Source organism: Streptomyces sp. NPDC101191, assembly GCF_044767915.1.
Lineage (GTDB): Bacteria > Actinomycetota > Actinomycetes > Streptomycetales > Streptomycetaceae > Streptomyces.
Genome location: NZ_JBIWOU010000006.1, coordinates 659,214 through 683,599, shown reverse-complemented (window position 1 = coordinate 683,599; position 24,386 = coordinate 659,214). Strand labels below are relative to the sequence as shown.

25 protein-coding genes and 2 pseudogenes are annotated in these 24,386 nt (G+C 70.6%); 12 read left to right on the top strand and 15 right to left on the bottom strand.

Annotated elements, in window-relative coordinates; all coding sequences use genetic code 11:
- Positions 1–276: 276 nt before the first annotated feature.
- A pseudogene (locus tag ACIRQF_RS26190) lies at positions 277–888 on the bottom strand (DNA-3-methyladenine glycosylase); the annotation flags it as partial.
- Between ACIRQF_RS26190 and ACIRQF_RS26185 the strand changes: the two are divergent.
- The 4 genes from ACIRQF_RS26185 to ACIRQF_RS26170 all read left to right on the top strand — a co-directional run bounded on the left by ACIRQF_RS26185 (position 772) and on the right by ACIRQF_RS26170 (position 4,178).
- Positions 772–2,211 (top strand): recombinase family protein, encoded by a 1,440-nt coding sequence (locus tag ACIRQF_RS26185; protein WP_404095509.1) that lies wholly within the window; start codon positions 772–774, stop codon positions 2,209–2,211. The pseudogene ACIRQF_RS26190 and the gene ACIRQF_RS26185 sit on opposite strands and share 117 nt — an antisense overlap.
- Positions 2,212–2,435: 224 nt before the next feature.
- A complete protein-coding gene (locus ACIRQF_RS26180) occupies positions 2,436–2,654 on the top strand; it encodes a hypothetical protein (RefSeq protein WP_404095507.1) in 219 nt (72 codons plus the stop codon).
- Positions 2,638–3,162 (top strand): DUF6879 family protein, encoded by a 525-nt coding sequence (locus tag ACIRQF_RS26175; protein ID WP_404095459.1) that lies wholly within the window; start codon positions 2,638–2,640, stop codon positions 3,160–3,162. The genes ACIRQF_RS26180 and ACIRQF_RS26175 overlap by 17 nt, the downstream gene beginning before the upstream one ends.
- On the top strand, positions 3,159–4,178 hold the full coding sequence (locus ACIRQF_RS26170) for a helix-turn-helix domain-containing protein (RefSeq protein ID WP_404095457.1): 1,020 nt from the start codon (positions 3,159–3,161) through the stop codon (positions 4,176–4,178). Before ACIRQF_RS26175 ends, ACIRQF_RS26170 begins: the two co-directional genes overlap by 4 nt.
- Before the next feature lie 615 nt (positions 4,179–4,793).
- Here ACIRQF_RS26170 and ACIRQF_RS26165 read toward each other — a convergent pair.
- Together ACIRQF_RS26165 and ACIRQF_RS26160 are read right to left on the bottom strand one after the other, a co-directional pair.
- Positions 4,794–5,405, bottom strand: a complete 612-nt coding sequence (locus ACIRQF_RS26165; RefSeq protein ID WP_404095504.1) for a DNA-3-methyladenine glycosylase — start codon at positions 5,403–5,405, stop codon at positions 4,794–4,796.
- Between the two features lie 12 nt (positions 5,406–5,417).
- Positions 5,418–5,677, bottom strand: a pseudogene (locus ACIRQF_RS26160) (DNA-3-methyladenine glycosylase); the annotation flags it as partial.
- Positions 5,678–5,755: 78 nt separating this feature from the next.
- On the opposite strand from ACIRQF_RS26160, the gene ACIRQF_RS26155 reads away from it, so the two are divergent.
- The 3 genes from ACIRQF_RS26155 to ACIRQF_RS26145 all read left to right on the top strand — a co-directional run bounded on the left by ACIRQF_RS26155 (position 5,756) and on the right by ACIRQF_RS26145 (position 7,780).
- On the top strand, positions 5,756–6,538 hold the full coding sequence (locus ACIRQF_RS26155; RefSeq protein ID WP_365341321.1) for a sporulation protein: 783 nt from the start codon (positions 5,756–5,758) through the stop codon (positions 6,536–6,538).
- Positions 6,539–6,578: 40 nt separating this feature from the next.
- Positions 6,579–7,112 carry a YbhB/YbcL family Raf kinase inhibitor-like protein gene (locus tag ACIRQF_RS26150; protein ID WP_376629931.1) on the top strand — a complete coding sequence of 178 codons (534 nt, stop codon included), beginning with the start codon at positions 6,579–6,581 and terminating at the stop codon, positions 7,110–7,112.
- A gap of 170 nt (positions 7,113–7,282) precedes the next feature.
- The gene (locus tag ACIRQF_RS26145; protein ID WP_376629929.1) at positions 7,283–7,780 is read left to right on the top strand and encodes an HNH endonuclease; all 498 of its coding nucleotides are present in this window, start codon (positions 7,283–7,285) and stop codon (positions 7,778–7,780) included.
- Positions 7,781–7,909: 129 nt separating this feature from the next.
- Here ACIRQF_RS26145 and ACIRQF_RS26140 read toward each other — a convergent pair whose 3' ends face one another.
- From ACIRQF_RS26140 to ACIRQF_RS26125, 4 genes are all read right to left on the bottom strand, one after another.
- Positions 7,910–8,683 carry a sulfite exporter TauE/SafE family protein gene (locus ACIRQF_RS26140; RefSeq protein ID WP_382480560.1) on the bottom strand — a complete coding sequence of 258 codons (774 nt, stop codon included), beginning with the start codon at positions 8,681–8,683 and terminating at the stop codon, positions 7,910–7,912.
- A gap of 91 nt (positions 8,684–8,774) precedes the next feature.
- Entirely contained in the window at positions 8,775–9,725 is a 951-nt protein-coding gene (locus ACIRQF_RS26135) for an SPFH domain-containing protein (RefSeq protein WP_376629925.1), read from the bottom strand.
- 96 nt (positions 9,726–9,821) lie between these two features.
- Positions 9,822–10,250: an NfeD family protein gene (locus ACIRQF_RS26130; RefSeq protein WP_376629923.1), complete on the bottom strand. Its 429-nt coding sequence runs from the start codon at positions 10,248–10,250 to the stop codon at positions 9,822–9,824.
- Between the two features lie 70 nt (positions 10,251–10,320).
- Positions 10,321–11,118, bottom strand: a complete 798-nt coding sequence (locus ACIRQF_RS26125) for an ABC transporter ATP-binding protein (RefSeq protein WP_382480563.1) — start codon at positions 11,116–11,118, stop codon at positions 10,321–10,323.
- A 153-nt stretch (positions 11,119–11,271) separates the two neighbouring features.
- On the opposite strand from ACIRQF_RS26125, the gene ACIRQF_RS26120 reads away from it, so the two are divergent.
- Positions 11,272–12,057 carry a hypothetical protein gene (locus tag ACIRQF_RS26120; protein WP_404095451.1) on the top strand — a complete coding sequence of 262 codons (786 nt, stop codon included), beginning with the start codon at positions 11,272–11,274 and terminating at the stop codon, positions 12,055–12,057.
- 194 nt (positions 12,058–12,251) lie between these two features.
- On the opposite strand, the gene ACIRQF_RS26115 is transcribed toward ACIRQF_RS26120, so the two are convergent.
- From ACIRQF_RS26115 to ACIRQF_RS26105, 3 genes are all read right to left on the bottom strand, one after another.
- On the bottom strand, positions 12,252–12,497 hold the full coding sequence (locus tag ACIRQF_RS26115) for a chaplin (RefSeq protein ID WP_376629917.1): 246 nt from the start codon (positions 12,495–12,497) through the stop codon (positions 12,252–12,254).
- A 129-nt stretch (positions 12,498–12,626) separates the two neighbouring features.
- Positions 12,627–13,274, bottom strand: a complete 648-nt coding sequence (locus ACIRQF_RS26110; protein WP_376629915.1) for a response regulator — start codon at positions 13,272–13,274, stop codon at positions 12,627–12,629.
- A complete protein-coding gene (locus ACIRQF_RS26105) occupies positions 13,267–14,412 on the bottom strand; it encodes a GAF domain-containing sensor histidine kinase (protein WP_404095448.1) in 1,146 nt (381 codons plus the stop codon). Before ACIRQF_RS26105 ends, ACIRQF_RS26110 begins: the two co-directional genes overlap by 8 nt.
- A gap of 363 nt (positions 14,413–14,775) precedes the next feature.
- On the opposite strand from ACIRQF_RS26105, the gene ACIRQF_RS26100 reads away from it, so the two are divergent.
- From ACIRQF_RS26100 to ACIRQF_RS26090, 3 genes are all read left to right on the top strand, one after another.
- Positions 14,776–15,498 (top strand): SDR family NAD(P)-dependent oxidoreductase, encoded by a 723-nt coding sequence (locus ACIRQF_RS26100; RefSeq protein WP_404095445.1) that lies wholly within the window; start codon positions 14,776–14,778, stop codon positions 15,496–15,498.
- Positions 15,495–16,607: an S-adenosylmethionine:tRNA ribosyltransferase-isomerase gene (locus ACIRQF_RS26095; protein WP_404095442.1), complete on the top strand. Its 1,113-nt coding sequence runs from the start codon at positions 15,495–15,497 to the stop codon at positions 16,605–16,607. The genes ACIRQF_RS26100 and ACIRQF_RS26095 overlap by 4 nt, the downstream gene beginning before the upstream one ends.
- A gap of 289 nt (positions 16,608–16,896) precedes the next feature.
- Positions 16,897–17,667, top strand: a complete 771-nt coding sequence (locus tag ACIRQF_RS26090) for a transglycosylase SLT domain-containing protein (protein WP_382480567.1) — start codon at positions 16,897–16,899, stop codon at positions 17,665–17,667.
- Positions 17,668–17,746: 79 nt separating this feature from the next.
- Here the strand turns inward: ACIRQF_RS26090 and ACIRQF_RS26085 are convergent, their stop codons facing one another.
- On the bottom strand, positions 17,747–20,299 hold the full coding sequence (locus tag ACIRQF_RS26085; protein ID WP_404095438.1) for an FHA domain-containing protein: 2,553 nt from the start codon (positions 20,297–20,299) through the stop codon (positions 17,747–17,749).
- A 222-nt stretch (positions 20,300–20,521) separates the two neighbouring features.
- Here ACIRQF_RS26085 and serB point away from each other — a divergent pair, with 222 nt between their 5' ends.
- Positions 20,522–21,754 (top strand): phosphoserine phosphatase SerB, encoded by a 1,233-nt coding sequence (gene serB, locus ACIRQF_RS26080; protein WP_376629903.1) that lies wholly within the window; start codon positions 20,522–20,524, stop codon positions 21,752–21,754.
- A gap of 201 nt (positions 21,755–21,955) precedes the next feature.
- On the opposite strand, the gene ACIRQF_RS26075 is transcribed toward serB, so the two are convergent.
- From ACIRQF_RS26075 to ACIRQF_RS26060, 4 genes are all read right to left on the bottom strand, one after another.
- A complete protein-coding gene (locus ACIRQF_RS26075; RefSeq protein WP_404095436.1) occupies positions 21,956–22,477 on the bottom strand; it encodes a SixA phosphatase family protein in 522 nt (173 codons plus the stop codon).
- A gap of 35 nt (positions 22,478–22,512) precedes the next feature.
- Positions 22,513–22,725 (bottom strand): hypothetical protein, encoded by a 213-nt coding sequence (locus tag ACIRQF_RS26070; protein WP_382480572.1) that lies wholly within the window; start codon positions 22,723–22,725, stop codon positions 22,513–22,515.
- Positions 22,726–22,928: 203 nt separating this feature from the next.
- A complete protein-coding gene (locus ACIRQF_RS26065) occupies positions 22,929–23,045 on the bottom strand; it encodes an SGM_5486 family transporter-associated protein (protein ID WP_376629897.1) in 117 nt (38 codons plus the stop codon).
- Between the two features lie 17 nt (positions 23,046–23,062).
- Positions 23,063–24,364, bottom strand: coding sequence for a CynX/NimT family MFS transporter (locus tag ACIRQF_RS26060; RefSeq protein ID WP_404095434.1), 1,302 nt, complete (start codon positions 24,362–24,364; stop codon positions 23,063–23,065).
- Between the last annotated feature and the right edge of the window lie 22 nt (positions 24,365–24,386).

The window sequence follows — 24,386 nt, the reverse complement described above, 5'->3', positions numbered from 1 at the left end:
CGACTCTATCAGATCTTTCCGATCCGATTTCCTCGGTGCTTTCCGGTCCCGGCTTTCCGACTTTCGTCTTCTTTTCCGAGGCCTTCCGGCGTGTTCACTACGTTAGCGGATTTCCCTGGCGACTCATAATCGAGTCGTTTAGAACAAATTTCGGCATGCCGAAATAGGCCCCGTCGGGAATCGTTGTAAGTAGTGGATGGCCGCCCCCAGGAGGCTTGAGCAAGCACTTCCCGTCTCAAGCGGCTCGGGCCACATTACGCATCTCTGCGACCTGAGTCAAGCCGAGCCCGAGGACGCCCGTTTCCTCGGTGTGTGGGCGCGGTAGGGGCTCACCGTGGGGTCGCGGTCGATCCAGAAGCGCCAGGGATGCGGGGCCCCGTCGCCGCCCACTCCCGTACGCGGACCGTTGCGTACGAGCTCGGGGGCCGGTGGTACGCCGGTGAGCAGGGACAAGGGGGCGTCCGGGCCGGCGCAGGCGTCCGTGCCGTTGAGGCTGCGGGCGACGTCGAGGGCGGTGGCCAGGCGGGCCGGGCCCTTCGCCAGCTCGGAGTCGTAGCGCGCCGAGAGGCGTCGTTCCCTGGCCTGTTCCGTTCCCGTGAGGACCTCCCCCGCGCGGAGCAGCACTCCGCCGGCCTCTCCCTCGGGGCCGCACACCAGGTTCAGGCAGTACACAGGCAGTACCACATGCCGTAGGTAACTCACTAGGCATGTATGTCGTTGGTCCGGCATCATCCGCAAGCGACGACAAGCAGGAGACAGGCAGTGCGAGCGATCATCTACGCCAGACTCAGCCCCACCCCGAGGGGCGAGGAGTCCAAGGGTGGGAACCTGACACAACAGGTCGAGCTGAGTCAGGCGCTGTGCGACCGGAAAGGCTGGTCGGTCGTAGCCACGATCGTTGAGAAGGACACGTCGGCTTCGACGAAGCGGGGAACCAAGCGGAGCGCCGAGTGGGAGCGCGTCAAGGCTCTGGTGGAGGACGGCAAGGCAGACGCCATCGTGTCCCGCCACTACGACCGTATGTACCGCACCCCCTGGGACCTTGAGGATCTGGTGGACCTGGCCGAGGCGACCGGCGTCACGCTGGCCGCCGCACAGGCGCAGGGAGTGCTCGACCTGTCCACCCCGTCCGGCCGTCTCGCTGCTCGCATTGGCGCTGTGGTGGCTCGCAACGAGACCGAGATGCGAGTAGAGCGTCAGGTACTCGGACACCAGCGGCGCAGGGAGTCGGGGAGGCCCTTCTGGAGTACTCGTCCCTTCGGCTTCGAGCGGGACGGCAGGCACCGGGAAGCAGAGGCGGAGGCCCTGCGGCAGGCGTACCGGGATGTCCTGGCCGGCGTCACCCTCTGGTCCATCGCGAAGGACTGGAACACGCGCGGACTGCTCTCGCCTCACGGCAAGGAGTGGCGCAGCTCGAACCTTCGGAGCGTCCTCTTGAAGCCGAGGAACGCGGGAATCCAGACGTACTCGCAGTGGGTCGAGAAGCCGGACGGGAAGCGCGTGCGGCGGACCGAGGAGACCGGTCCGGGCAACTGGGAGGCGATCGTCTCTGAGGGCATATTCCGGGCCCTGGTCCGCCACCTGAGCGACCCCGAGCGCAACACGGGCGGCGGCGGCAAGCGCAAGGCCCTGTTGTCTGGTGTGGTCCGCTGCTCGAAGTGTCAGGCCGTCGTCACACAGGGGTGGAGCAAGAAGAACGCGGCAGGCGAGCGGTACCGCATCTACACCTGTTCGGGTGGCCGGTGCATCACCTGCCCGGCGGACCCGCTCGACTCCTTCGTGGTCAGGAAGGTCATCGACAGGGCTGAGGAGTGGAACGCGGCACCGGCCACGGATGCCGCAGACGAGGAGCGAGAGGTCGAGCTGCTGGCCGAGGAGACGGCCGCATCCGAGAGGCGCACCGCCCTGGCGGAGATGTTCGCCGTAGGGGACATCGACGCGTCGACCCTGCGGACGGGCATCGGCAGGTGCGATGCCGACCTGACCAAGATCCGCGCAGAGCTGGCGGACCTGGCATCGAAGCGGGTACGCGTCGACCTGGGCGACATCGAGTACCTGTGGGAGGAGCTGGACTACGAGGACCCCGACTGCATCGATTACGTGCGGACCGTCGTCATGCAGGTCTGCGAGCGAGTCGAGTTGATGCCGCGCGGTCGAGGGGTTCGGTCCTTCAAGGGCGAACACTGCCGGATCACGTTCCGGAACCCTTGAGATCCGACCGCAGAGCGCCGAGCCGGCTGTCGGCGCTCGGTGAGCACGGGCCCTGTCTGACGAGTGTCGGGCGGGGCCCTTCGCCATGCCCGTCGAGGAAGCGCGCCCCTCTCGCTCCCCAGTTCATGCAACAACGTGCATGAGTCACGTCCGTGCATGGACGGCCGCAAGCGGCCCCCGTACGGTCGTCTCAGGCGGCCTGACCGGGCCGCCAAGTCAAGGGGATTCCGCATGGCGCCGAAGAACTGACTCGGCTCACCGGCAACGGCAACGGCAACGGCACGTGTGGAGAGGACGACTGCCCGAACGTCTACCGCACCGCTTCCGGCTCCATCGTGGTTCAGGGCGACGTATCCGACGCCTTCGCTCCCCCGCAGGGGGAAGGACTCGTGGAGATCCCCGAGAGCGTTCTTCGGGAGGCCGTTCGTGCTCTTGGATGGTGAGGAGTGGCGGGCGACGCTCCGAGGCTTCCAGTCGGAGGCGTGGCGACTGGAGACCCTGCCCCAGTACCTCGTACCGCAGGAGGCGGAAGAGCTCGAAGCCTTCCGGGCAGGCAAGCGCGTCGACCCGAACAGCTACTCGTCGGCGTACACGGAGGACCTGAAGCGGTTGCGCGGTGAGGGGAGGAGCAAGGGTCGAGTGCACGTCCTGACTCGACCGCTCCCCGAGTACCTGCGCTTCGAGTTCTCCCGGTACTACGCACCGCACGTGCTCGCCGGGGAGGACATCCGCATCCTTGACGTGACCGAGCGAGAGAACCCGTTGCCGGATGTCGGGGACTTCTGGATGTTCGACCGCTCGACAGTCGTCCTGATGCACTACGAGGGCGACGGCACGCAGATCAGCCGGGAACTGCACGAGGGTGACCCTGCGCCGTTCATCGAGTGGCAGCGCATCGCCGTTGCCGAGTCGGTTCCCTTCCTGGAGTACGCGGAGCACGTGACGGAGTGACGTTCGAAGCTGAGCAGCTTGGCGAGTCTGGTACCGAACTCGCCTCCCTGCTTCGGAACCTGCGCAAGCGAGCCGGCCTCTCTGGGGACCGGCTCGCAGCGCGCTGCAACATGTCCCAGTCGAAGGTGTCTCGCATCGAGAACGGCCGGACACGGCCGTCCCTGGTCGACGTCGAGCAGATCCTGCGAGCGCTGGACGCTCCGCCGGAACTCGTCGCCGAGGTCTCCGCCCTCGCCAGGATGGCGAACACCGAGTGGCGCAACCTCCGAGAGCTTCGGCGCAAGGGACTCGGTACGAGACAGACCGAGCTGAAGTCGCTCGAAGCGTCCTCAACGCACATGCGCTACTTCCTGCTCTCGATGGTCACCCGGCTGCTCGCAACCCCGGAGTACGTACGGGCGAGCCTGGCCCACTCGACAGCCGACACGAGCAAGGCAGTGGCAGGCAAGCTGGGACGGCAAGCCGTCCTCTACGACGCCTCGAAGCGGTTCACGTTCGTCCTGACCGAGCAGGCGGTTCGCTGGCCGGTCGTCTCCCCACTGGCACTGGCCGAGCAGATGGACCGGCTCGCGTCGCTGTCCTACCTCCCGAACGTGCAGATCGGGGTGATCCCCGTAGGGGCACCGACGCCGCGAACCCCTCTGAGTACGTTCACCATCTACGACGCCGCGTTCGTCACCATCGAGACGACAGCGGGAAGTCTCGTACTCCGCGACGGCCGAGACGTTCAGGCGTACCTGAAGGAGTTCGCCGGGTACGAGGAACACGCCCTCTTCGGCGAAGACCTTCGGGCGCGGCTCGCCGAGTCTGGGTCTTCGCAGGCCAGGAACGCGGAGAGGCACGCCGATCGGTACTCGCTGCGGAGATCGGCCAGCGCGTCCAGTGCCGCTTTGCTCTCCTCTGTGGGCACCCCCCGCCGCAAGTCCTCTATCGAGGCGTACTGGAGCCCAGGGCGAGCGAAATACCAGGCCATGCCGACACCAACCCTTTCGGGGTTGGAACCAGTCCGCATGTAGTCGATGAGCGCTGCCTGGATCTGACGGTAGCCGCAGGCTGCCACCAGAGGCTGGATGAGTTGCCGTATGCCGCTTCGGCACTGATCGTGCACGGCGGCATGCACCAGTGCTGCCGTGTCGCCGCGTAATCCTGGGCTGCGGCCTCGCCAAGCTGGTAGCGCTTCACCTCGTTGCGGTGGTACTGGTGCTCGCCTTCCATGATCGGCGGCAACTCCCAGTCAGGGCAGAAGAGCGCAAGGAGTTCGTCAAGCAAGGGTTCAAAGGCGGCTTCCCGCCCGGCTCGGTCGGGGAGTATCTCCAGCCCCATTCCGTAGCCCTCCCTGGTGCAGATCGTCTCTCATGGCCCGATGAGAGCTCCGACTCAGGCTAGGCGTCAGGCCTGCCTGAGTGTCAGTGAATCGGCCACCGCCTGAACCTCTGGGCATCCCGGGCTGAACTGCGGTGTTCACGCAGGCATTGGTTCCGGTCTCCATTCGTCCGGCCTGAGTCGACGGCCTCGGCAGTCACTCGACCGGCCAGGAACGCGTCACGGGCCGCGCTCGCGGACGATCACGTATCGCCTGACCCAACTCCGCACCGACTCGCCGGCGGGCCGCGAGCGAGGCGTACAGCGGCTCAGGCTCCGGCGGGCGGTTTGGCTCGGGGGCTAAGTCGGTACGCCGAGACCGTCGGATCACCGGCGAGGTAGAACCGGTGTTGCCAGTCGTGGGCCTTGCTCACGCCTACCCGAGGACCGACCCGGATGAGCACGGCCGGTACAGGCTCACCCTCGGACAACACGACCGAGGTACCTGTCAGGAGGTCTACGCCGTTGTGCTCCGCCGTGATGCCGAGTGACTGGCAGAAGTTCCCGGGCCCTCGGGCAAGGCGTGGACTCTCGACCTTCTCCCCTCGCCGCTTGCGTGCCAGGTCTTCCCCCTCGATGACCCTGCCTGCCCGGATGAGGACAGCCGAGGCGATGCCGTCCGTCCCGGTGACGACGTTGGCGCACCAGTGGAGACCGTGGGACCGGTAGACGTACAGGTGTCCTGCGGGCCCGAACATGACGGCGTTACGGGGTGTCTGGCCTCGGTAGGCGTGGGAGGCTGGGTCAGCCGCACCGGAGTACGCCTCGGTCTCCGTGATGGCGACGCTCACGGCTCCCTCGGAGGTCTTGCAGGTGAGGACGGTCCCGAGCAACCTGGGGGCGACCTCTTCGGCAGGATGGGCGAGGAGGTCGACGTTCATGCTGACCGCCTTGACATGCCGTAGGTGAAGTAGACGTACGCGTATCCGGGCGGCCCGAACATGACGGCGTTGCGGGCGGTGCGGCCGCGGAAGGCGTGCGAACCGGGGTCGATCGCTCCGGCGTACGCCTCCACCTCGGTGAGGCGGAGTTCCATGCGTCCTTCGGGGCCGTTCCGAACGAGGGTGCGGCCGAGCAGATCGGGGGCGACCTCCAGTACCGGGCGGTCGAAGAAGCTCCGCGGGAGCGGCGTACGGTCGGGGCTCTCGCTCATGGCCTCCGAGGGTACGGGAACCGGCTACCTTCGTTGCGCGTATGAAGAGGTCAGACCATCTAGGAGAGGACGCACGACATGGGGTTCAAGAAGCTGCTCGCGAGCCTGGGTGCCGGCGGGGCTTCCGTGGAGACGGTGCTCACCGAGGAGAACGTCGTCCCGGGTGGCGTCGTCCAGGGTGAGGTGCGGATCCAGGGCGGTTCGGTCGCCCAGCAGATCGAGGGGCTTTCCGTCGGACTGCAGGCGCGTGTCGAGGTCGAGGGCAACGACCAGGAGTACAAGCAGGACATCGAGTTCGTGAAGGTGCGCCTCGGTGGGGCCTTCGAGGTGCAGGCCGGCGCGGTGCACGTGGTGCCGTTCGGCCTGGAGATCCCCTGGGAGACGCCGGTCACCGCGATCGCGGGGCAGCAGCTGCGCGGGATGCACATCGGGGTGACGACGGAGCTGGAGATCGCGCGCGCGGTGGACTCGGGCGACCTGGACCCGATCAACGTGCACCCGATGCCGGCGCAGCAGGCGATCCTGGACGCCTTCATCCAGCTGGGCTTCCGCTTCAAGAACGCGGACATGGAGCGCGGCCACATCCGCGGGACGCGGCAGAAGCTGCCCTTCTACCAGGAGATCGAGTTCTTCGCGCCGGCGCAGTACCGGGGTCTGAACCAGGTCGAGGTCAGCTTCGTCGCGGACGACCGGGAGATGGACGTCGTCCTGGAGATGGACAAGAAGCCGGGCCTCTTCACGGAGGGCAGTGACTCCTACCGCTCCTTCACGGTCGGTCTGCACGACTTCCACACGACCGATTGGGCGGCCTATCTGAACCAGTGGCTGGCGGAGGTCGGTGGGCGTCGCAACTGGCTCTAGGCTCGGTGCCGTAGGGCAGGTAGCGACAGGAGGTTGAGACGTGGCCGAGGGCAAGAGGGCGCCGCTTCCCCATGACTTTCACCCGCCGGTGGCGTCGTTCACGGTGGTGAGCGACGACGTCGTCGAGGGCGGGGTGCTGAAGGACGCTCAGGTGTACGCGGAGGGGAACACCTCTCCGCAGCTGCGCTGGGAGGGTTTCCCGGCGGAGACGAAGAGCTTCGCGGTGACGTGCTTCGACCCGGACGCGCCGACCGGCAGCGGTTTCTGGCACTGGGTGCTGTTCGACATCCCGGCGTCGGTGACCGAGCTGCCCGCGGGCGCGGGTTCGGGCGCGTTCGAGGGGCTGCCGGCGGGTGCCGTGCAGGCCCGTAACGACTACGGCTCGAGGGACTTCGGCGGGGCGGCGCCGCCGCCCGGGGACGGTCCGCACCGGTACGTCTTCACGGTCTACGCGGTGGACCAGGAGAAGCTCGGTCCCGACGCCGACGCCTCGCCGGCCGCGGTCGGCTTCAATCTGCGCTTCCACACCCTGGGGCGCGCCCAGCTCGTCGCGGAGTACGAGATCCCGGCGTAAGGCTGAGCTTCGCTTCTTGTTTGCCCGCTTCTGGTCTTGGAGAGATCAGAAGCGGGCATCTTTCTTTGCGCGGATATTGCGTTGTCCTACCCGGCGCGCCCGGCCAGAGTTGATCCAAGCCCGGAGCCTCTGTACGGGGGGCTGGGGCCGGCACACGGGAGGTGGGCACAATGCGGGACACGCTGGTACTGAACGCGAGCTTCGAGCCGCTTTCGACGGTGACACTCAACCGTGCGGTGGTGCTTGTCCTGCAGGACAAGGCCGTCGTGGAGCAGGAACATCCTGGTCTTCGTGTGCGGGCGGCCGCCGTGGACATGCCGGTGCCCCGCGTGATCAGGCTCTGCCGTTACGTACGGGTGCCGTTCCGAAGACAGGCTCCGTGGTCGAGGCGGGGTGTGCTGGTGCGGGACCAGCACCGGTGCGCGTACTGCGGGAAGCGCGCCACGACCGTGGACCATGTGGTGCCGCGGGCGCAGGGGGGCGGGGACCACTGGCTGAACACGGTCGCCTCGTGTGCGGAGGACAACCACCGCAAGGCGGACCGGACTCCCGAGCAGGCGGGGATGCCGCTCTTGCACCAGCCGTTCGTGCCGACGCCGCAGGACGCGATGCTGCTCGCGCTGAAGGCGGCCGAGCGGTCGGAGTTGCCGGACTGGCTGGCCGCGTAGGGCCGGTTCGTGGGTCGGGCGTGCGGGTGTGTCGCGCGGGTGTCGCGTGCTTCCCGCGTGTCGGGCGCTGTGCGTACGGCGTGAGGGCCCGCCCCTGCTCGGGGCGGGCCCTCCGTCATTCTCCGGGCTTCACTTCAGGGTGAGTTGGAGAATGGCGACGATGCCGACGGCGATGATCACTCCGCGCAGGACGGTGGGGGGCAGGCGCCGGCCGACCTTGGCGCCGATCTGGCCGCCGATGGTGGAGCCGACGGCGATGAGGAGGACGGCGGTCCAGTCGAAGTCGGCGACGAAGAGGAAGAAGACCGCGGCGACGCCGTTGACGACGGCGCCGAGGATGTTCTTGACGGCGTTGACGCGCTGCAGGGTGTCGTGGAGCAGCAGGCCCATCAGCGAGAGGTAGAGGACGCCCTGGGCGGCGCCGAAGTATCCGCCGTAGATGCTGGCGAGGAAGAGTCCGACGAGGAGGGCGGGGCCGCCGTCGGGGTGGGCCTCGGTGCCGTTGGCCTCGCGGCGGCGCTGGACGGCGGCCGCGATGCGGGGCTGGAGGAGGACGAGGACCAGCGCGATGCCGATGAGGACGGGGACGATCGCGTCGAAGGCGTCGGACGGCAGGGCCAGGAGCAGGACGGCGCCGACGAGTCCGCCGAGGAGGGCGGCGGTGCCGAGGCGGAGGACGCGGGTGGTCTGGCCCTTGAGTTCGCTCCGGTAGCCGATGGCTCCGCTGATGGATCCGGGGACGAGGCCGAGGGCGTTGGAGACGTTCGCGGTGATCGGGGGGAGGCCGGTCGCGAGGAGGACCGGGAACGTGATCAGCGTTCCCGATCCCACGATGGTGTTGATGGTGCCGGCGGCTGTGCCTGCCGCGAAGACCGCGAGCATTTCCCAGATGGACAAAGCCATCTCCTTACGGGTTCGGTGAGTCGCCTCCCCGCTCCGGGGTCGCCGGGGTCGAGGGGCTCGCACCGATCATGCACGAGGTTACGTGTACGTGTCAGTCAACGGGAGGTTCTTCGCGGCGGGCGGGGATGTCGACGGACGGGGAGCTCTTGGTGTTGAAGCCGGGAACGCCGGGTGCGACGTTGCCGAAGGCACCGGAGAGGCCCTTGAGGGCGTCGCCGATCTCGCTGGGCACGATCCAGAGCTTGTTGGCGTCGCCCTCGGCGATCTTCGGGAGCATCTGGAGGTACTGGTACGAGAGCAGCTTCTGGTCGGGGTCGCCGGCGTGGATGGCCTCGAAGACCGTGCGGACGGCCTGGGCCTCGCCCTCGGCCTTGAGTGCGGCGGCCTTGGCCTCGCCTTCGGCGCGCAGGATCGCGGACTGCTTCTCGCCCTCGGCGGTGAGGATCTGCGACTGGCGGATGCCCTCGGCGGTGAGGATCGCGGCGCGCTTGTCACGGTCGGCGCGCATCTGCTTCTCCATCGAGTCCTGGATGGAGGTGGGCGGCTCGATCGCCTTGAGCTCGACGCGGTTGACGCGGATGCCCCACTTGCCGGTGGCCTCGTCGAGGACGCCGCGGAGGGCCGCGTTGATCTCCTCGCGGGAGGTGAGGGTCCGCTCCAGGTCCATGCCGCCGATGATGTTGCGGAGGGTGGTGACGGTGAGCTGCTCGATGGCTTGGATGTAGCTGGCGACCTCGTAGGTGGCGGCGCGGGCGTCGGTCACCTGGTAGTAGATGACGGTGTCGATGTTGACGACCAGGTTGTCCTGCGTGATGACCGGCTGCGGCGGGAAGGGGACGACCTGCTCGCGCAGGTCGATCCGGTTGCGGATGCGGTCGATGAACGGGACGACGATGTTCAGGCCCGCGTTGAGCGTGCGGGTGTAGCGGCCGAAGCGCTCCACGATCGCGGCGCTCGCCTGCGGGATGACCTGGATGGTCTTGATCAGGGCGATGAAGACAAGCACCACCAGAATGATCAGGACGATGATGACTGCTGACATCGTGTTCCCTGTGCCCTTCGCTGCCGGGTAGATGACCAGATGATGATCTCGATGATCGAGTTTCCCAGACCGCGGAGGGTCATGGGCGAGGTTCGGTCACATCACGACGGCCGTGGCTCCGTCGATGTCGACGACGTCGACCTGTTCGCCGGGGTCGAAGCTCTGCCCGGAGTCGAGGGTGCGGGCGGACCAGACCTCGCCGGCCAGCTTGATGCGCCCTCCGGAGCCGTCGACCCTTTCCAGTACGACGGCTTGACGCCCTTTCAGGGCGTCGATGCCGGTGGCGAGTCCGGGGCGGCCGTCGCGGTGGCGTGCGGCGATGGGGCGGACCACGGCGATGAGGGCGACGGACACGACGGCGAACACGACGACCTGGGCGACGATGCCGAAGCCGAGGCCCGCGGTGACGGCTCCCGCGACCGCGCCGACGGCCAGCATGCCGAACTCGGGCATCGCGGTGAGAACGAGGGGAATGCCGAGCCCCACCGCGCCGATCAGCCACCAGATCCATGCGTCGATGTCCACATGGTCATGGTAGGGCGGTGGGGCTGTACGGGACAGGGCGCGATTCCGTGCGGTCACCGCGCCCGTGACGTCACTTCAGCGGCAGGCCCTGCGCGGTGTAGCGGTCGCCGACGTGCTCGACGACGAGCGGCAGGCCGAAGCAGAGGGAGAGGTTGCGGGAGGTCAGCTCGGTCTCCATGGGGCCCGCGGCGAGGACCTTGCCCTGACGGATCATCAGGACGTGGGTGAAGCCCGGGGCGATCTCCTCGACGTGGTGGGTCACCATGATCATCGAGGGGGCGATCGGGTCGCGGGCGAGCCGGCCGAGGCGGCGGACCAGGTCCTCGCGGCCGCCCAGGTCGAGACCGGCGGCGGGCTCGTCGAGGAGCAGCAGTTCGGGGTCGGTCATCATCGCGCGGGCGATGAGGGTGCGCTTGCGCTCTCCCTCGGAGAGGGTGCCGAACCTGCGGTCCAGGTAGTCGGTCATGCCGAGGCGGTCGAGGAAGGCCTTGGCGCGCTGCTCGTCGACCGGGTCGTAGTCCTCGTGCCAGGTGGCGGTCATGCCGTACGCGGCGGTGAGGACGGTCTCGAGGACGGTCTGGCGCTTGGGGAGCTTCTCGGCCATGGCGATGCCGGCCACGCCGATGCGGGGGCGCAGGTCGAAGACGTCGGTGCCGACGCCGCCGAGGCGCTCGCCGAGGACGGTGGCGCTGCCCTTGGTGGGGAAGAGGTAGCTGGAGGCGATGTTGAGGAGGGTGGTCTTGCCGGCACCGTTGGGGCCGAGGATGACCCAGCGCTCCCCCTCCTTGACCGACCAGGAGACCTCGTCCACCAGAGCGCGTCCGTCGCGGACCACGGATACGTCCACCAGCTCCAGTACATCGCTCATGGTCGCGTTGTCTCCCCTTGGGGTCGAGTCGTGTCACCGCCGTGCGCCTGTGGGCGCGGCGTCCAGGGAAAACCTACGCCACCGGGCGGTCGGGCCGGTCCTTAGGGCTTGCTTTGCGCCTCGGGGCCCGTACGAGTCCCTACGCTGGGGGGCATGCTTTCGGAACCACGCTCAGGACGTCTGGCCGCTTGGGGCAATGCCCTCCTGGCCGGGGCGGTGTCGCCGGACGACGCGGCACTCGCCATTGTCGGGGAGGACGCGGTGCACCGCGTGGAGGGGCTGCCGGGCGAGGCGGGGCCGGTGGGCCTGACGCTGGCGCTCGGGCGGCTGCGGCGGCTCGGGGTGACCGGGTGGCGGGTGGCTCTGCCCGCGCCGGGTCATCCGCTCGGGCTGAGCGGTCCGCCGGAGTTCAACGCGCGGGCGCTCGAGGCGGAGGAGGCGGCGGTCGGCTTCGGCGCGCCGTACGGTCTGGTGCCGGCGGTGTCGGAGGCGGGTCCGGTGGGCGATGTGCACGTGGAGGTGGTGTGGCACTGCCTGGCGGTGCGGGAGGCGCCGCCGGCGGACGTGCCGTCGCTGGGCGAGGCGGAGCGGGAGCTGTCGGACGCGCTGCGCGAGGCGACGACCGTCCTGACCCGGCTCGACGTCGCCGCCTCGGGCCCGGCCGCCGACGCGGCGCGCGACGCCTACCGGGCTCGCGCGGAGAGCGGCGGCGAGGTGCTGGCTCCGGGCTATCCGGCCCGCGCGGTCCGGGTCCTGGAGCTCGCCCGGCGCATCGGCCTCCTCGTGGACCTGGCCTACGACCACGGCCACGGCGGCGCGGTGAGCGCGGCGGAGATGGCGGCGCGGGGGGATGCGCTGCGGCCGGTGGAGCGGGTGGCGCGGCGGGCGCAGGTGGCCGCGTACAACGCGTATGTGGAGGAGCGGGAGCGGGGGTTCTAGGCCCCGTCGTCGACCTCCCCTGCCCGCGACGCCATGCACGCGGCGTGCGGCCCGCCCACGGCCGGCGGACGGAGTGCGCGGCAGGGGGCGTGGGCCCGCGGGTTCCGGCGCCGGGCGCCGTGACGCGCGGGGTCGGCCGGAAACGGGTCCGGCCCCCGGGGGATCGTCCGGGGGCCGGTGGTTCGACGGGCGGGTCAGTGGTTGACGGCGCCGTTGCCGAAGGCCGGGTTGAGCAGGCCGATCACGTTGATCGTGTTGCCGGAGACGTTCACGGGGACGTGGACCGGGACCTGCACCAGGTTGCCGGAGGCGACGCCCGGCGAGCCGAGGGCCTGCCCGTGGGCGTCGGCACCGCCGTGGGCGGAGGCGACACCGGCACCGGCGGCGACGATGCCACCGGCGACCATGGTGAGGGCAGCGGCCTTCTTGAGCTTGTTCACTTCGGGTTCCTCCTGGTCGTCGCCGCGGCCGGTCCGCCGCAGCACGCCCTGGAGAACGCCGTCGCCCCCGTGGGGTTGCGCCGAACGGGGGACATCCACACGACGGTATGAAAAGGCGAACGATCGTACCTACGACGTCAGGCCGTGCCGTACGGCCCAGAGTGCGGCCTGGGTCCGGTCGGCGAGGTCCAGCTTCATGAGGATGTTCGAGACGTGCGTCTTGACCGTCTTCTCGGAGAGGACGAGCGCACGGGCGATCTCCCGGTTGGAGCGCCCGTCGGCGATCAGCCCGAGGACCTCCCGCTCCCGCTCGGTGAGGGTGGAGCCGCGGCCCGATCCGCCGCCCTGCCCGTGCTCGTCCTGGCTGAGCAGGACGCCGGCGACCTCGGCCTGGAGCAGCACGTGCCCGGCGTGGACGGAGCGGATGGCGCCGGCGAGGGCGTCCGGGTCGATGTCCTTGTAGACGTATCCGTACGCGCCGGCGCGCAGGGCGGGGACGACCGTGCGCTGCTCGGTGAAGCTGGTGACGATCAGGACCCTGGCGGGGTTGCCGAGCTCGCGCAGCCGGCGCAGCGCCTCGATGCCGTCGGTGCCGGGCATCTTCACGTCCATGAGGACGACGTCGGGCCGCAGCTCCTCGGTGGCGGTGACGCCCTCGGTGCCGTCGGCGGCCTCCCCCACGACCTCTATGTCGTCCTGTACCTCCAGGAAGGTGCGCAGGCCGCGGCGGACGACCTGGTGGTCGTCGACCAGCAGGACCCGGATCTTCTCAGCCACCGGGGACCTCCATCTCGATCGTGGTGCCCCGTCCGGGGGCCGATGTCACGGTGAGCCTGCCGCCGACTCCGCCGGCCCGGTCGCGCATGGAGACCAGGCCGAGGTGGCGGCCGGCGCTGCGGACGGTCGCGGGGTCGAAGCCCTTGCCGTCGTCGGTGACGGCGAGCCGGACCCCCTGGCCGCTGCGGCCGAGGGAGACGGTGACGTGCTCGGCGCCGGAGTGGCGCAGGGCGTTGTGGAGGGCCTCCTGGGCGACCCGCAGCAGGGCCTCCTCCTGGGCGGAGGGCAGGGCGCGGACGCCGGAGCTCTCGAATCCGACCCGGGCGGTGTGGGCCCGGTCGAGGACCTGGATCTGGGTGCGCAGGGTGTGCACGAGGCCGTCCTCGTCGAGGGCGGCGGGGCGCAGCTCGACGACGGCGGCGCGCAGCTCGTCGGCGGCCTCGGCGGCCAGTTCCGAGACCTGCTGGAGCTCGTCCTTGGCGCGGGCCGGGTCGCGGTCGACGAGGGCGGCGGCCGCCTGGGCGGTGAGCCGCAGGGAGAAGAGCTTCTGGCTGACGGCGTCGTGCAGCTCGTGGGCGAGGCGGGAGCGCTCCTCGGCGATGGTGAGCTCGCGGCTGCGCTCGTACAGCCGGGCGTTGGTGAGGGCGATGGCGGCGTGCTGGGCCAGGATCGACAGGAGCTCCTCGTCCTCGGCGGTGAAGCCGCAGCCGCCGTCCGGCTTCGGGCAGCGCTTGTTGGCGAGGAAGAGGGCGGCGAGGATCTCGTCCCCGTCGCGGACGGGCAGGCCGAGGAAGTCGGACATCTCGGGGTGGGCGTCGGGCCAGCCCTCGAAACGGGGGTCCTTGCGGACGTCGACGAGGCGCTCGGGCTCGGCCTTGTGGAGCATGGCGGCCAGGATGCCGTGCTGGCGGGGCAGCGGGCCGATGGCGCGCCACTGCTCGTCGCTGACGCCGTCGACGACGAACTGGGCGAAGCCGCCGTGGTCGTCGGGGACGCCGAGCGCCGCGTACTCGGCGTCGAGCAGCTCGCGCGCCGAGGCGACGATCGTCTTGAGGACGTCGCGGACCTCCATCTGGCGGTTCATCGCCAGCAGGGCGCTGCTCACGGCGGCCAGTCCGGAGCTCGGTCGATGGCTCATGTGTTCACCGTACCGGCGGGGTGTGACGGTCCGTATCCGCCCGGGGACGGCGGTGGACCGGGACCGGGGGCCTAGGCCCTGTCGTCAAACTCCCGTCTGCCCCGCGACGCCATGCACGTGCTCTCGCCGCACCGGGCACAAGCCCGAGTACGTCCAGTACGAGGCCTCGCGCCCGGCACACCGAGAGCACGCACCTGACGCCGCGGGGCCGCCCTCCGGGCAACGACGGGAGTTTGACGACAGGACCTAGGTCGAAGTTCCCGGGGCGGTCGGGGCCCCCGGACGAGGCGGCGGGGCGGCGGGGGCGACGAGGCTGGATTCCGTCGGGGACCACGAGGGACGGCTGAGAAGGGGATGGGGCGGATGCCTGTCGCGATCGTCACGGGGGCGTCGAAGGGGCTGGGGCGTGCGCTGGCGGCCGGTCTGGCCGGGCGCGGCTGGGACCTGGTGCTCGACGCCCGTACGGCGAAGGTGCTGGAGGAGAGTGCGGAGGCGGCACGCGCGCGTGGCGCACGGGTGGTGGCGGTCGCGGGGGACGTCAGGGACGCGGGACACCGGGCGGAGCTGGTGGCCGCGGCACGGGGGCTGGGCGGGCTCGATCTGCTGGTGAGCAACGCGAGCGCGCTGGGCGCGGCGCCGCTGGTGCGGCTGGACGCGCTGCCGCTCGACGGCCTGCGGGCGGCGTTCGAGACGAACGCGGTGGCCGCGCTGGGGCTCGTGCAGGAGGGCCTGGCGCTGCTGCGGGAGAGCGCGGTGGGGACCGTGCTGGTGGTGAGCTCGGACGCGGCGGTGGAGGCGTACGGGACGTGGGGCGGGTACGGGGCCTCGAAGGCGGCGCTCGACCGGCTGGCTGCGGTCCTCGCGGTGGAGGAGCCGGGGCTGCGGGTGTGGGCGGTGGATCCGGGCGACATGGCGACGGACCTGTACGCGGCGGCGGTGCCGGACGATCCCGATCCACGCCCGGCGCCGGAGACGGTGGTGCCGGGGTTCCTGGCGCTGGTGGAGCGGCGGCCGGCGAGCGGCCGCTACGCGGCGGTGGAGCTGGTGCCCGCGTCCGGGGGGCCCGCGGAGGGGGTGGGCCGGTGACCGTGGGGCTGGAGGGGCTGCGCGTACCGGAGGAGCTGTCGGCGCGGGTGCCGGCCGAGCAGCGGGGTCCGGGGCTCGGCCGGGACGACGTACGCCTCCTGGTGTCGCGGGGGACGGAGGTGGCCCACCGGGCGTTCCGGGAGCTGCCCGGGCTGCTGCGGGCCGGGGACGTCCTGGTGGTGAACACGTCGGTGACGCTGGCGGCGGCGGTGGACGGGCGGCTCGGTGCGGAGTCGGGCGGGGCGCCGGTGGTCGTGCACTTCTCGACGCGGGGTGACGACGGCCGGTGGGCGGTGGAGCTCCGGGAGCCGTGGAGGGTGCACCGGACGGGGTCGGGGAGCGGGGCCGGGACGACGCTGCCGCGGCCCGGCGGGCCGGTGGGGGCGGTGGTGCGGCTGCCGGGCGGGGCGCGGCTGGTCCTCGAGGAGCCCCTGGTGCCGGGGGCGGACCGGTTGTGGTGGGCGCGGCCGGACAGGGAGGTGCCGGGGCTGCTGGCCCGGTACGGGCGGCCCATCCGTTACGGGTACACGGAGCGGGACCAGTCGCCGGCCGCCTATCAGACGGTGTTCGCGCTGCCCTCGCCGGACGGCGCGGGGTCGGCGGAGATGCCGAGTGCGGGACGGCCCTTCACGGCGCGGCTGGTGGCGGACCTGGTCCGGCGGGGGGTGCAGTTCGCCCCGGTGGTGCTGCACACGGGGGTGGCGTCGGCGGAGGTGCACGAGCCGCCGTATCCGGAGCGCTTCTCGGTGCCGGCCGCGACGGCCTGGCTGGTGAACGCGGCGCGGGCCGGCGGGGGCCGGATCGTCGCGGTCGGCACCACGGCCGTGCGGGCGCTGGAGTCGGCCGGGGAGGGAAGGGCGGTGCGGGCCGCCTCCGGGTGGACGGATCTGGTCGTCACACCGGAGCGGGGGGTGCGGGTGGTGGACGGGCTGCTGACCGGGCTGCACGAGCCCGAGGCCTCGCATCTGCTGATGCTGGAGGCGGTGGCGGGGCGGCCCGCGCTGGGGCGGGCGTACGCCGCGGCGGTGCGGGAGCGGTACCTCTGGCACGAGTTCGGGGACGTCCACCTCATCCTCCCGGAGGAGGGCCCTCACTGTGCGCATTGCTGACGCAACGTCTGGTGAGACCGTTACCTGCCCGATGTGAGCCCGCACATAGGACCCACATCACTTACGAATCACCCTAGTGGATAGATAAGGGACAGATGAGGCCGTCGGGACTGGTCAGGGACCGGTCCGGCGGCCTCCCCACGAGGCCCCTGATCCACTACCCGGGATCGTACGTCACACCTTTGCCACGGGATTTTGCTGCCGCTAAGAATTGCGTCCGTCGCCGCCGAGCAGGCGCAGCGCCGCCCCGGCCTGAGCGACCCCCAGCGATTCGAAGAGGTAGTCCTGCATGTCTGCGAACACCCCTGGCCACAGTCGTGGTCTGAAGAAGACCCACAAGGCCACGATCGCCGGCGTCGCCGCTCTGAGCGCCGCCGCGCTCGGCTTCTCTCTCGTCCAGGGCAACGGTGGCTCCACCGAGACCGAGCCCCAGGCCCTCGCGAACACCCAGCAGGTCGCGTGGTCCTACAACGCGAACAGCCCGCAGGCCAAGGCCCTGGCCGCCGGTCTCGCCGAGCAGAGCTCGACCTTCGCCCTCAAGGCGAAGCAGGAGGCCGACGCCAAGGCCAAGGCCGCTGCCGCCGCCGCCAAGGCGAAGGCCGAGGCGAAGGCCAAGGCCGCCGCCAAGGCCAAGGCCGAGGCCAAGGCGAAGGCCGCCGCCAAGGCGAAGGCCGAGGCCAAGAAGCGCGCCGCGGCGAAGGCGGCCGCGAGCCGTGCCGCCGCCCGCACGCCCGTCTTCGCGAACAACCTCGACGGCTGGATCCGCGAGGCGCTGTTCATCATGGACAAGCACGACATCCCGGGCACGTACCACGGCATCTACAAGAACGTGATGCGTGAGTCCAGCGGCAACCCGTACGCGATCAACAACTGGGACATCAACGCCATCAACGGCGTCCCGTCCAAGGGTCTGCTGCAGGTCATCTACCCGACCTTCAAGACGTACCACATCGCCGGTACCAAGTTCGACCAGTACGACCCGGTCGCCAACATCGTCGCCGCCTGCAACTACGCGGCCGACCGCTACGGCTCGATCGACAACGTCAACAGCGCGTACTGAGCCACCGCAGACATGCCGAAGGGCGGCACCCCGTGCAGGGGTGCCGCCCTCGGGCGTCGTACGGCTCGGCGAGCCGTGACTACTTGCGCATGACCTCAGGCTCGTGGCGGCGCAGCAGCCGCGCCACGAGGACGCAGCAGACCGTGGCCATGAGCAGCTGGATGCCGAGGTCGATGCTCCACTGGCCGACGGTGTGCTCCCACAGCGCGTCGGTGTTGTCGGGGTTCTTGTGGTCCCACGGCGGCATGAGGTGTGCCAGGTCGAGCGTGGTGCCGGCGCCGGCGATGCCCCAGCGGGACGGCATCAGCCAGGCGAACTGCTCCAGGCCGGGCGAGCCGTAGACCTGGAAGAGGATGCCGGTGAAGACGACCTGGATGATCGCGAACATGACCAGCAGCGGCATGGTCTTCTCGGCGGTCTTCACCAGGGCGGAGATGACCAGGCCCACCATCATCGAGGTCAGGCCGAGCGCGATGACCTGCACGCAGAGCTCGATCGCCGGCGGCATGAACAGGCCCTCTTCGGGCAGCTCACGGGTGGAGAAGCCGATGCCGCAGATGATCACGCCCTGGAAGGCGGTGATCACGCCGAGCACGATGACCTTGGACATCAGGTACGCGGAGCGGGACAGGCCGGTGGCGCGCTCCCGCTCGTAGATGACCCGTTCCTTGATCAGCTCTCGTACGGAGTTGGCGGCGCCCGAGAAGCACATGCCGACCGCGAGGATCAGCATGATCGTGCCGGCGTCGCCGTTGAAGCGGGATGGCGGCTTGGGCCGGCCGAGGCCGAAGTCCGCGGGGATGACCACCGAGACCGCGCCGAGGACCGCCGGCAGGATCACCATCAGGGCGAGGAAGCCCTTGTCGGAGGCGATCACCGACACGTAGCGGCGGATCAGGGTCCACAGCTGCGAGCCCCAGCCCTGCGGCTTGGGCGGGCGGGCCAGCGCCTGCTGGGCCTGCTGCGGCAGCTGGACCGGCTGGGCGGCGACGGCGTCGATCTCCGCGGCGTACATCTGGTAGTGCTGCGAGCCCTTCCAGCGGCCCGCCCAGTCGTAGTCGCGGTAGTTCTCGAACGCGGAGAAGACGTCGGCCCAGGTGGAGTAGCCGAAGAAGTTCAGCGCCTCCTCCGGCGGGCCGAAGTACGCCACCGAGCCGCCCGGCGCCATCACGAGCAGCTTGTCGCACAGGGCGAGCTCGGCCACCGAGTGGGTGACGACGAGGACCGTACGGCCGTCGTCGGCCAGGCCGCGCAGCAGCTGCATGACATCGCGGTCCATGCCCGGGTCGAGGCCGGAGGTCGGCTCGTCCAGGAAGATCAGCGAGGGCTTGGTGAGCAGCTCCAGGGCCACGGAGACACGCTTGCGCTGGCCACCGGAGAGGGAGGTGACCTTCTTCTCCTTGTGGATGTCGAGCTTCAGCTCGCGCAGCACCTCGTCGATCCGGGCCTCGCGCTCGACCGCGGCGGTGTCGCCGGGGAAGCGCAGCTTGGCCGCGTAGCGCAGCGCCTTCTGGACGGTCAGCTCCTTGTGCAGGATGTCGTCCTGCGGGACCAGACCGATGCGCTGGCGCAGCTCGGCGAACTGCTTGTAGAGGCTCCGGTTGTCGTAGAGGACGTCACCCTGGTCGGCGGGCCGGTAGCCGGTGAGCGCCTTGAGCAGGGTCGACTTGCCGGAGCCGGAGGGGCCGATCACGCCGATGAGCGACTTCTCGGGGACGCCGAAGGTGACGTCCTTGAGGATCTGCTTGCCGCCCTCGACCGTGACCGTGAGGTGGCGGGCCGAGAAGGAGACCTCGCCGGTGTCGACGAACTCCTCGAGCTGGTTGCCGACGATCCGGAAGGTCGAGTGACCGACACCGACGATGTCGTTGGGGCCGATGAGGACGGAGCCGCCCTTGGCGATCGGCTGACCGTTGACATAGGTGCCGTTGTGCGAGCCCAGGTCGCGGATCTCGAAGCGGCCGTCGGGCGTGGCGTGGAACTCGGCGTGCAGACGGGAGACCTGGAGGTCCGAGACGACCAGCTCGTTCTCCAGCGCACGGCCGATGCGCATGACACGGCCGAGGTTCAGCTGGTGGAAGGTCGTGGGGCTGCGGTCGCCGTGGACCGGGAAGGCCCCCTGCGGGCCGGCCTGCTGGTGCGGCACCTGCGGCGGGGCCTGGTGCGGCACTGCCTGCGGGGCCTGGCCCTGCTGCTGCCAGCCCTGCTGCTGCGGCTGCTGCGGCGGGCCCTGGTGGGTGACCTCCTGGTGCACCCCGAGGTGCGCGGGCTGCTGTGCGGCCTGCGGCGCCTGCTGCTGCGGGACGGCCTGCTGCGCGGCCGGGGCACCGGTGGCGGCGAGGTTCAGCCGCGGGCCGTCGGTGGCGTTGCCGAGGTGGACGGCCGAGCCCGGACCGATCTCCACCTGATGGACCCGCTGGCCCTGCACGAACGTGCCGTTGGTGGAGCCGTGGTCCTCGATGACCCAACTGCGGCCGCCCCAGCTGATGGTGGCGTGCCGCCACGAGACCCTGGCGTCGTCGATCACCAGGTCGCCCTGGGGATCACGGCCCAGGGTGTACGACCTGGACGGATCGAGGGTCCAGGTCCTTCCATTCAATTCCAGTACGAGTTCTGGCACTCCATGCCCCACTACTTGTCCCCCGATGCACCCCCGTCGACGGGAGCCCAGGGATGGTGAACATCCTGGGGAACTATTTCAGGCCCCGGCCCGTATCCGAAAGTCGGGCCGCGTGAAGAGCTTGCGCACGCCCGCGCGGGGCACCCGCGGATCGCGGCTCCGGGGCGGCGCGGGTGTCCGTCAGGCGGGACGGGGAGTCGGGTGGCATCCGGTGCCCGATACGGTGGAAGCACCATGAGCGCATCGCAGACATCGGACGTTCCCACCGCGGACGTTCCCACTCTTCTCGTCAAGATCTTCGGGAAGGACCGTCCCGGGATCACCGCCGGACTCTTCGACACCCTGGCCGCCTTCTCGGTCGACGTCGTGGACATCGAGCAGGTCGTGTCCCGCGGCCGGCTCGTCCTGTGCGCGCTCGTCACCGAGCCGACCGTCGCCCCGCAGGGCGAGCTGCGCGCGACCGTGCACAGCTGGGCCGAGTCCATGAAGCTGCAGGCCGAGATCATCTCGGGCACGGGCGACAACCGTCCGCGCGGCGAGGGACGCTCGCACGTCACCGTGCTCGGACACCCGCTGACCGCCGAGCAGACGGCGGCCATAGCGGCCAGGATCGCCGAGGCCGGCGGCAACATCGACCGTATCTTCCGGCTGGCCAAGTACCCGGTGACGGCGGTCGAGTTCGCCGTCTCGGGCTGTGAGACCGAGCGGCTGCGCACCGCCCTGGCCACCGAGGCGCACTCGGTCGGCGTGGACGTGGCCGTGGTCTCCGCCGGACTGCACCGGCGGGCCCAGCGGCTCGTCGTCATGGACGTCGACTCGACCCTCATCCAGGACGAGGTCATCGAGCTCTTCGCGGCGCACGCCGGCTGCGAGGACAAGGTCGCCGAGGTGACCGAGGCGGCGATGCGCGGCGAGCTGGACTTCGAGCAGTCGCTGCACGCACGGGTGGAGCTGCTCGCGGGCCTCGACGCGTCGGTGGTGGACAAGGTCCGCGCCGAGGTGCGGCTGACCCCCGGGGCGCGCACCCTGATCCGTACGCTCAAGCGGCTCGGCTACCAGGTGGGCGTGGTCTCCGGCGGCTTCACGCAGGTCACCGACGACCTCAAGGACAAGCTGGGGCTCGACTTCGCCCAGGCGAACACCCTGGAGATCGTGGACGGCAAGCTGACCGGCCGGGTCACCGGGATGATCGTGGACCGCGCGGGCAAGGCGCGGCTGCTGCGCCGGTTCGCCGAGGAGGCCGGGGTCCCGCTGGAGCAGACGGTCGCGATCGGCGACGGCGCCAACGACCTGGACATGCTGAACGCGGCGGGCATCGGGGTGGCCTTCAACGCGAAGCCGGTGGTGCGGCGGGCCGCGGACACCGCGGTCAACGTGCCGTTCCTGGACACCGTCCTCTACCTCCTGGGCATCACCCGCGAGGAGGTCGAGGCGGCGGACGGCGGCACGGGCGAGCTGCTGCACTGAGACCCGCGGTGCGGGGCCGCCGGGCCCCGGGTACGCGGGACGGGTACGCGGGACGGGTACGCGGGACGGGTACGCGGGACGGGTACGCGGGACGGGTACGCGGGACGGGTACGCGGGACGGGTACGCGAGAGGGCCCGGCCGTCGGACGGCGGCCGGGCCCTCTCGCGTACGGGCGGTCACGGACGAGCGCGGCGGACGGCTCAGTCGTGCGGGGTCCAGAAGTCGACCAGGGTGCCGCTCATGCCGTGCTCGACCGTCTTCCACGAGCCGTCGAAGGCCACCACGGCGAAGGCGGAGGTGGGGAAGCCGCTCCGGTCCATCCGCGCGAGCGCGTCGCCCTCGGCAGCGCCGGAGAGGGCGTCGGCGAGCGCGTGCATCCCGGGGTTGTGGCCGATGAGCAGCAGATTGGCGACGGTGTCCGGGGTCTCGTTGACCAGGGCGATGAGCTCGCCGAGCGAGGCGTCGTACAGGCGCTCCTCGTACACGGTCCTGGGGCGCTGGGGCAGCTCGTGGACGGCGAGCTTCCAGGTCTCCCGGGTCCGGACGGCGGTCGAGCAGAGGGCCAGGTCGAAGGCGATGCCGGTCTCGGCGAGCCTCCGGCCCGCGACGGGGGCGTCCGTGCGGCCGCGCTCGGCGAGCGGGCGCTCGTGGTCGGAGGTCTGGGGCCAGTCCGCCTTGGCGTGTCGGAGCAGCACGATCCTGCGGGGTGTGTCGACGCTCATGCTCCACAGCTTCGCACGAATCGGGCGGACCCGACTCAGAGCGAGAGCGTTTGCTGGATGTGCTCCAGAAGGGGTCCGAGCCCGGTCCCACCGCTCAGCGCCTGCGCCTCTCCCGGCCCCGTGATGAGGAGGAAGAGGGCGGTGAACGCGGCGACCGGCAGGGTCAGCGCCCACCAGGGCAGCCGGGTGTCGACGCCGGAGGAGATCGGCCTGGCCGCCGGGTCGCCGGTGTGGGTTCGCGCCGTCATGGCCGCCTCCGTGGGATGGGATGACCGCTTCGGTCTCGGTGGTTCCACGCTACGGAGCGCGGAGCCCCCGGCCCATCAGGTGATCCACCCACTTCACCCTGAGACCTGCCCCCTAGGGGATACGGGGGACAGCCCCACCGTGCGGCGCCGGGAGCGGCGCCCGCCGCGGCGGCACCGGCGGGCGGGCGGCCCGCCGTGCGTGCTCATGGGGAGGCGATGGAGGCGATGATGCCGATGACGACGGTGATGCCGATCATCGCGCCGAAGACGAGCAGGAGCTTCTTCTGGCCGTTCGGGGGATTCGGTTCGAGTACGGGCATGGGATCAGTCTCGCATCTCAGCATTCGTCCTCGACGATGCGGTCCCTGCCCGCGAGGGTGCCCACGACCATCTGCGGGATCATCAGGCCGCCCATGAGGGCGATGGGCAGTCCCCAGCCGCCGCTGTGCTGGTAGAGGACGCCGACGAGGAGCGGGCCGGGGATGGAGATGAGGTAGCCGGTGCTCTGCGCGAAGGCGGACAGCTTCACGACGCCGGTGCCGGTGCGCGAGCGCATCCCGATCATGGTGAGGGCGAGCGGGAACGAGCAGTTGGAGACGCCCAGGAGCACGGCCCAGAGCCAGGCACCGCCGGCGGGGGCGAGGAAGAGGCCGGTGTAGCCGGTGAGGCCGCACAGGCCCAGGGCGACGACGATCGGCCCCTGGTTCTTCATCCGGGCGGCGAGGCCGGGGATGACGAAGGCGAGCGGGACGCCCATGACCATGGTGACGGCGAGGAGCACGCCCGCGGTCGAGGCGGGCACGCCCGCGTCGCGGAAGATCTGCGGCATCCAGCCCATGGTGATGTAGGCGCCGGTGGCCTGGAGGCCGAAGAAGGCGGCGAGGGCCCAGGCCGTGCGGCTGCGGGTGACCCTGGGTCCGGCGGCGGGGGCCGCTCGCCCGCCCGTACCCGCACCCGCACCGGCCCCCTCCGTCGTGACGGCCGTGGCGGCGCGGTCGCGGACCAGCGGGAGCCACGGCAGCACGGCGACGGCGGCGAGGGCCGCCCAGATGCCCAGGCCGAGCCGCCAACCGCCGCCGAGCGCCCCGGTCATCGGCACGGTGGCCGCGGCGGCGACGGAGGTGCCCAGGGCGAGCGCCATGGAGTAGAGGCCGGTCATGCTGCCGATGCGGTCCGGGAAGTACTTCTTGACCAGGACGGGCATGAGGACGTTGCTGAGCGCGATGCCCATGAGGGCGAGGGCGCTGGCGGCGAGGAAGTCCGCGGTGCCGCCGGCGAAGGGGCGCAGGAGCAGGCCGGCGAAGATCGCGGCCATGCCCGCGCAGACCACGGCGGCGGGGCCGAAGCGGCGGGCGAGGCGGGGGGCGGCGATGCCGAAGACGGCGAAGCACAGCGGCGGCACGGAGGTGAGGACGCCGGCCACGGTGCCGCTCATGTGGAGGCCCTCGCTGACCTCTTCGAGCAGGGCGCCGAGGCTGGTGATGGCCGGTCGCAGGTTGAGCGCGGCGAGGACGAGTCCGAGGACGACGAGCCGGGTGACCCAGCGGGCGGGCCCTGCGGACGCGGAGGATCCGACCGCCCTCGTGACGCGGCGGGGTTGCTTCGTGGCGGGGTCGAGGGTCTGCGGCTCGTCAGGCATGGGACCATCATAGAATCATGGG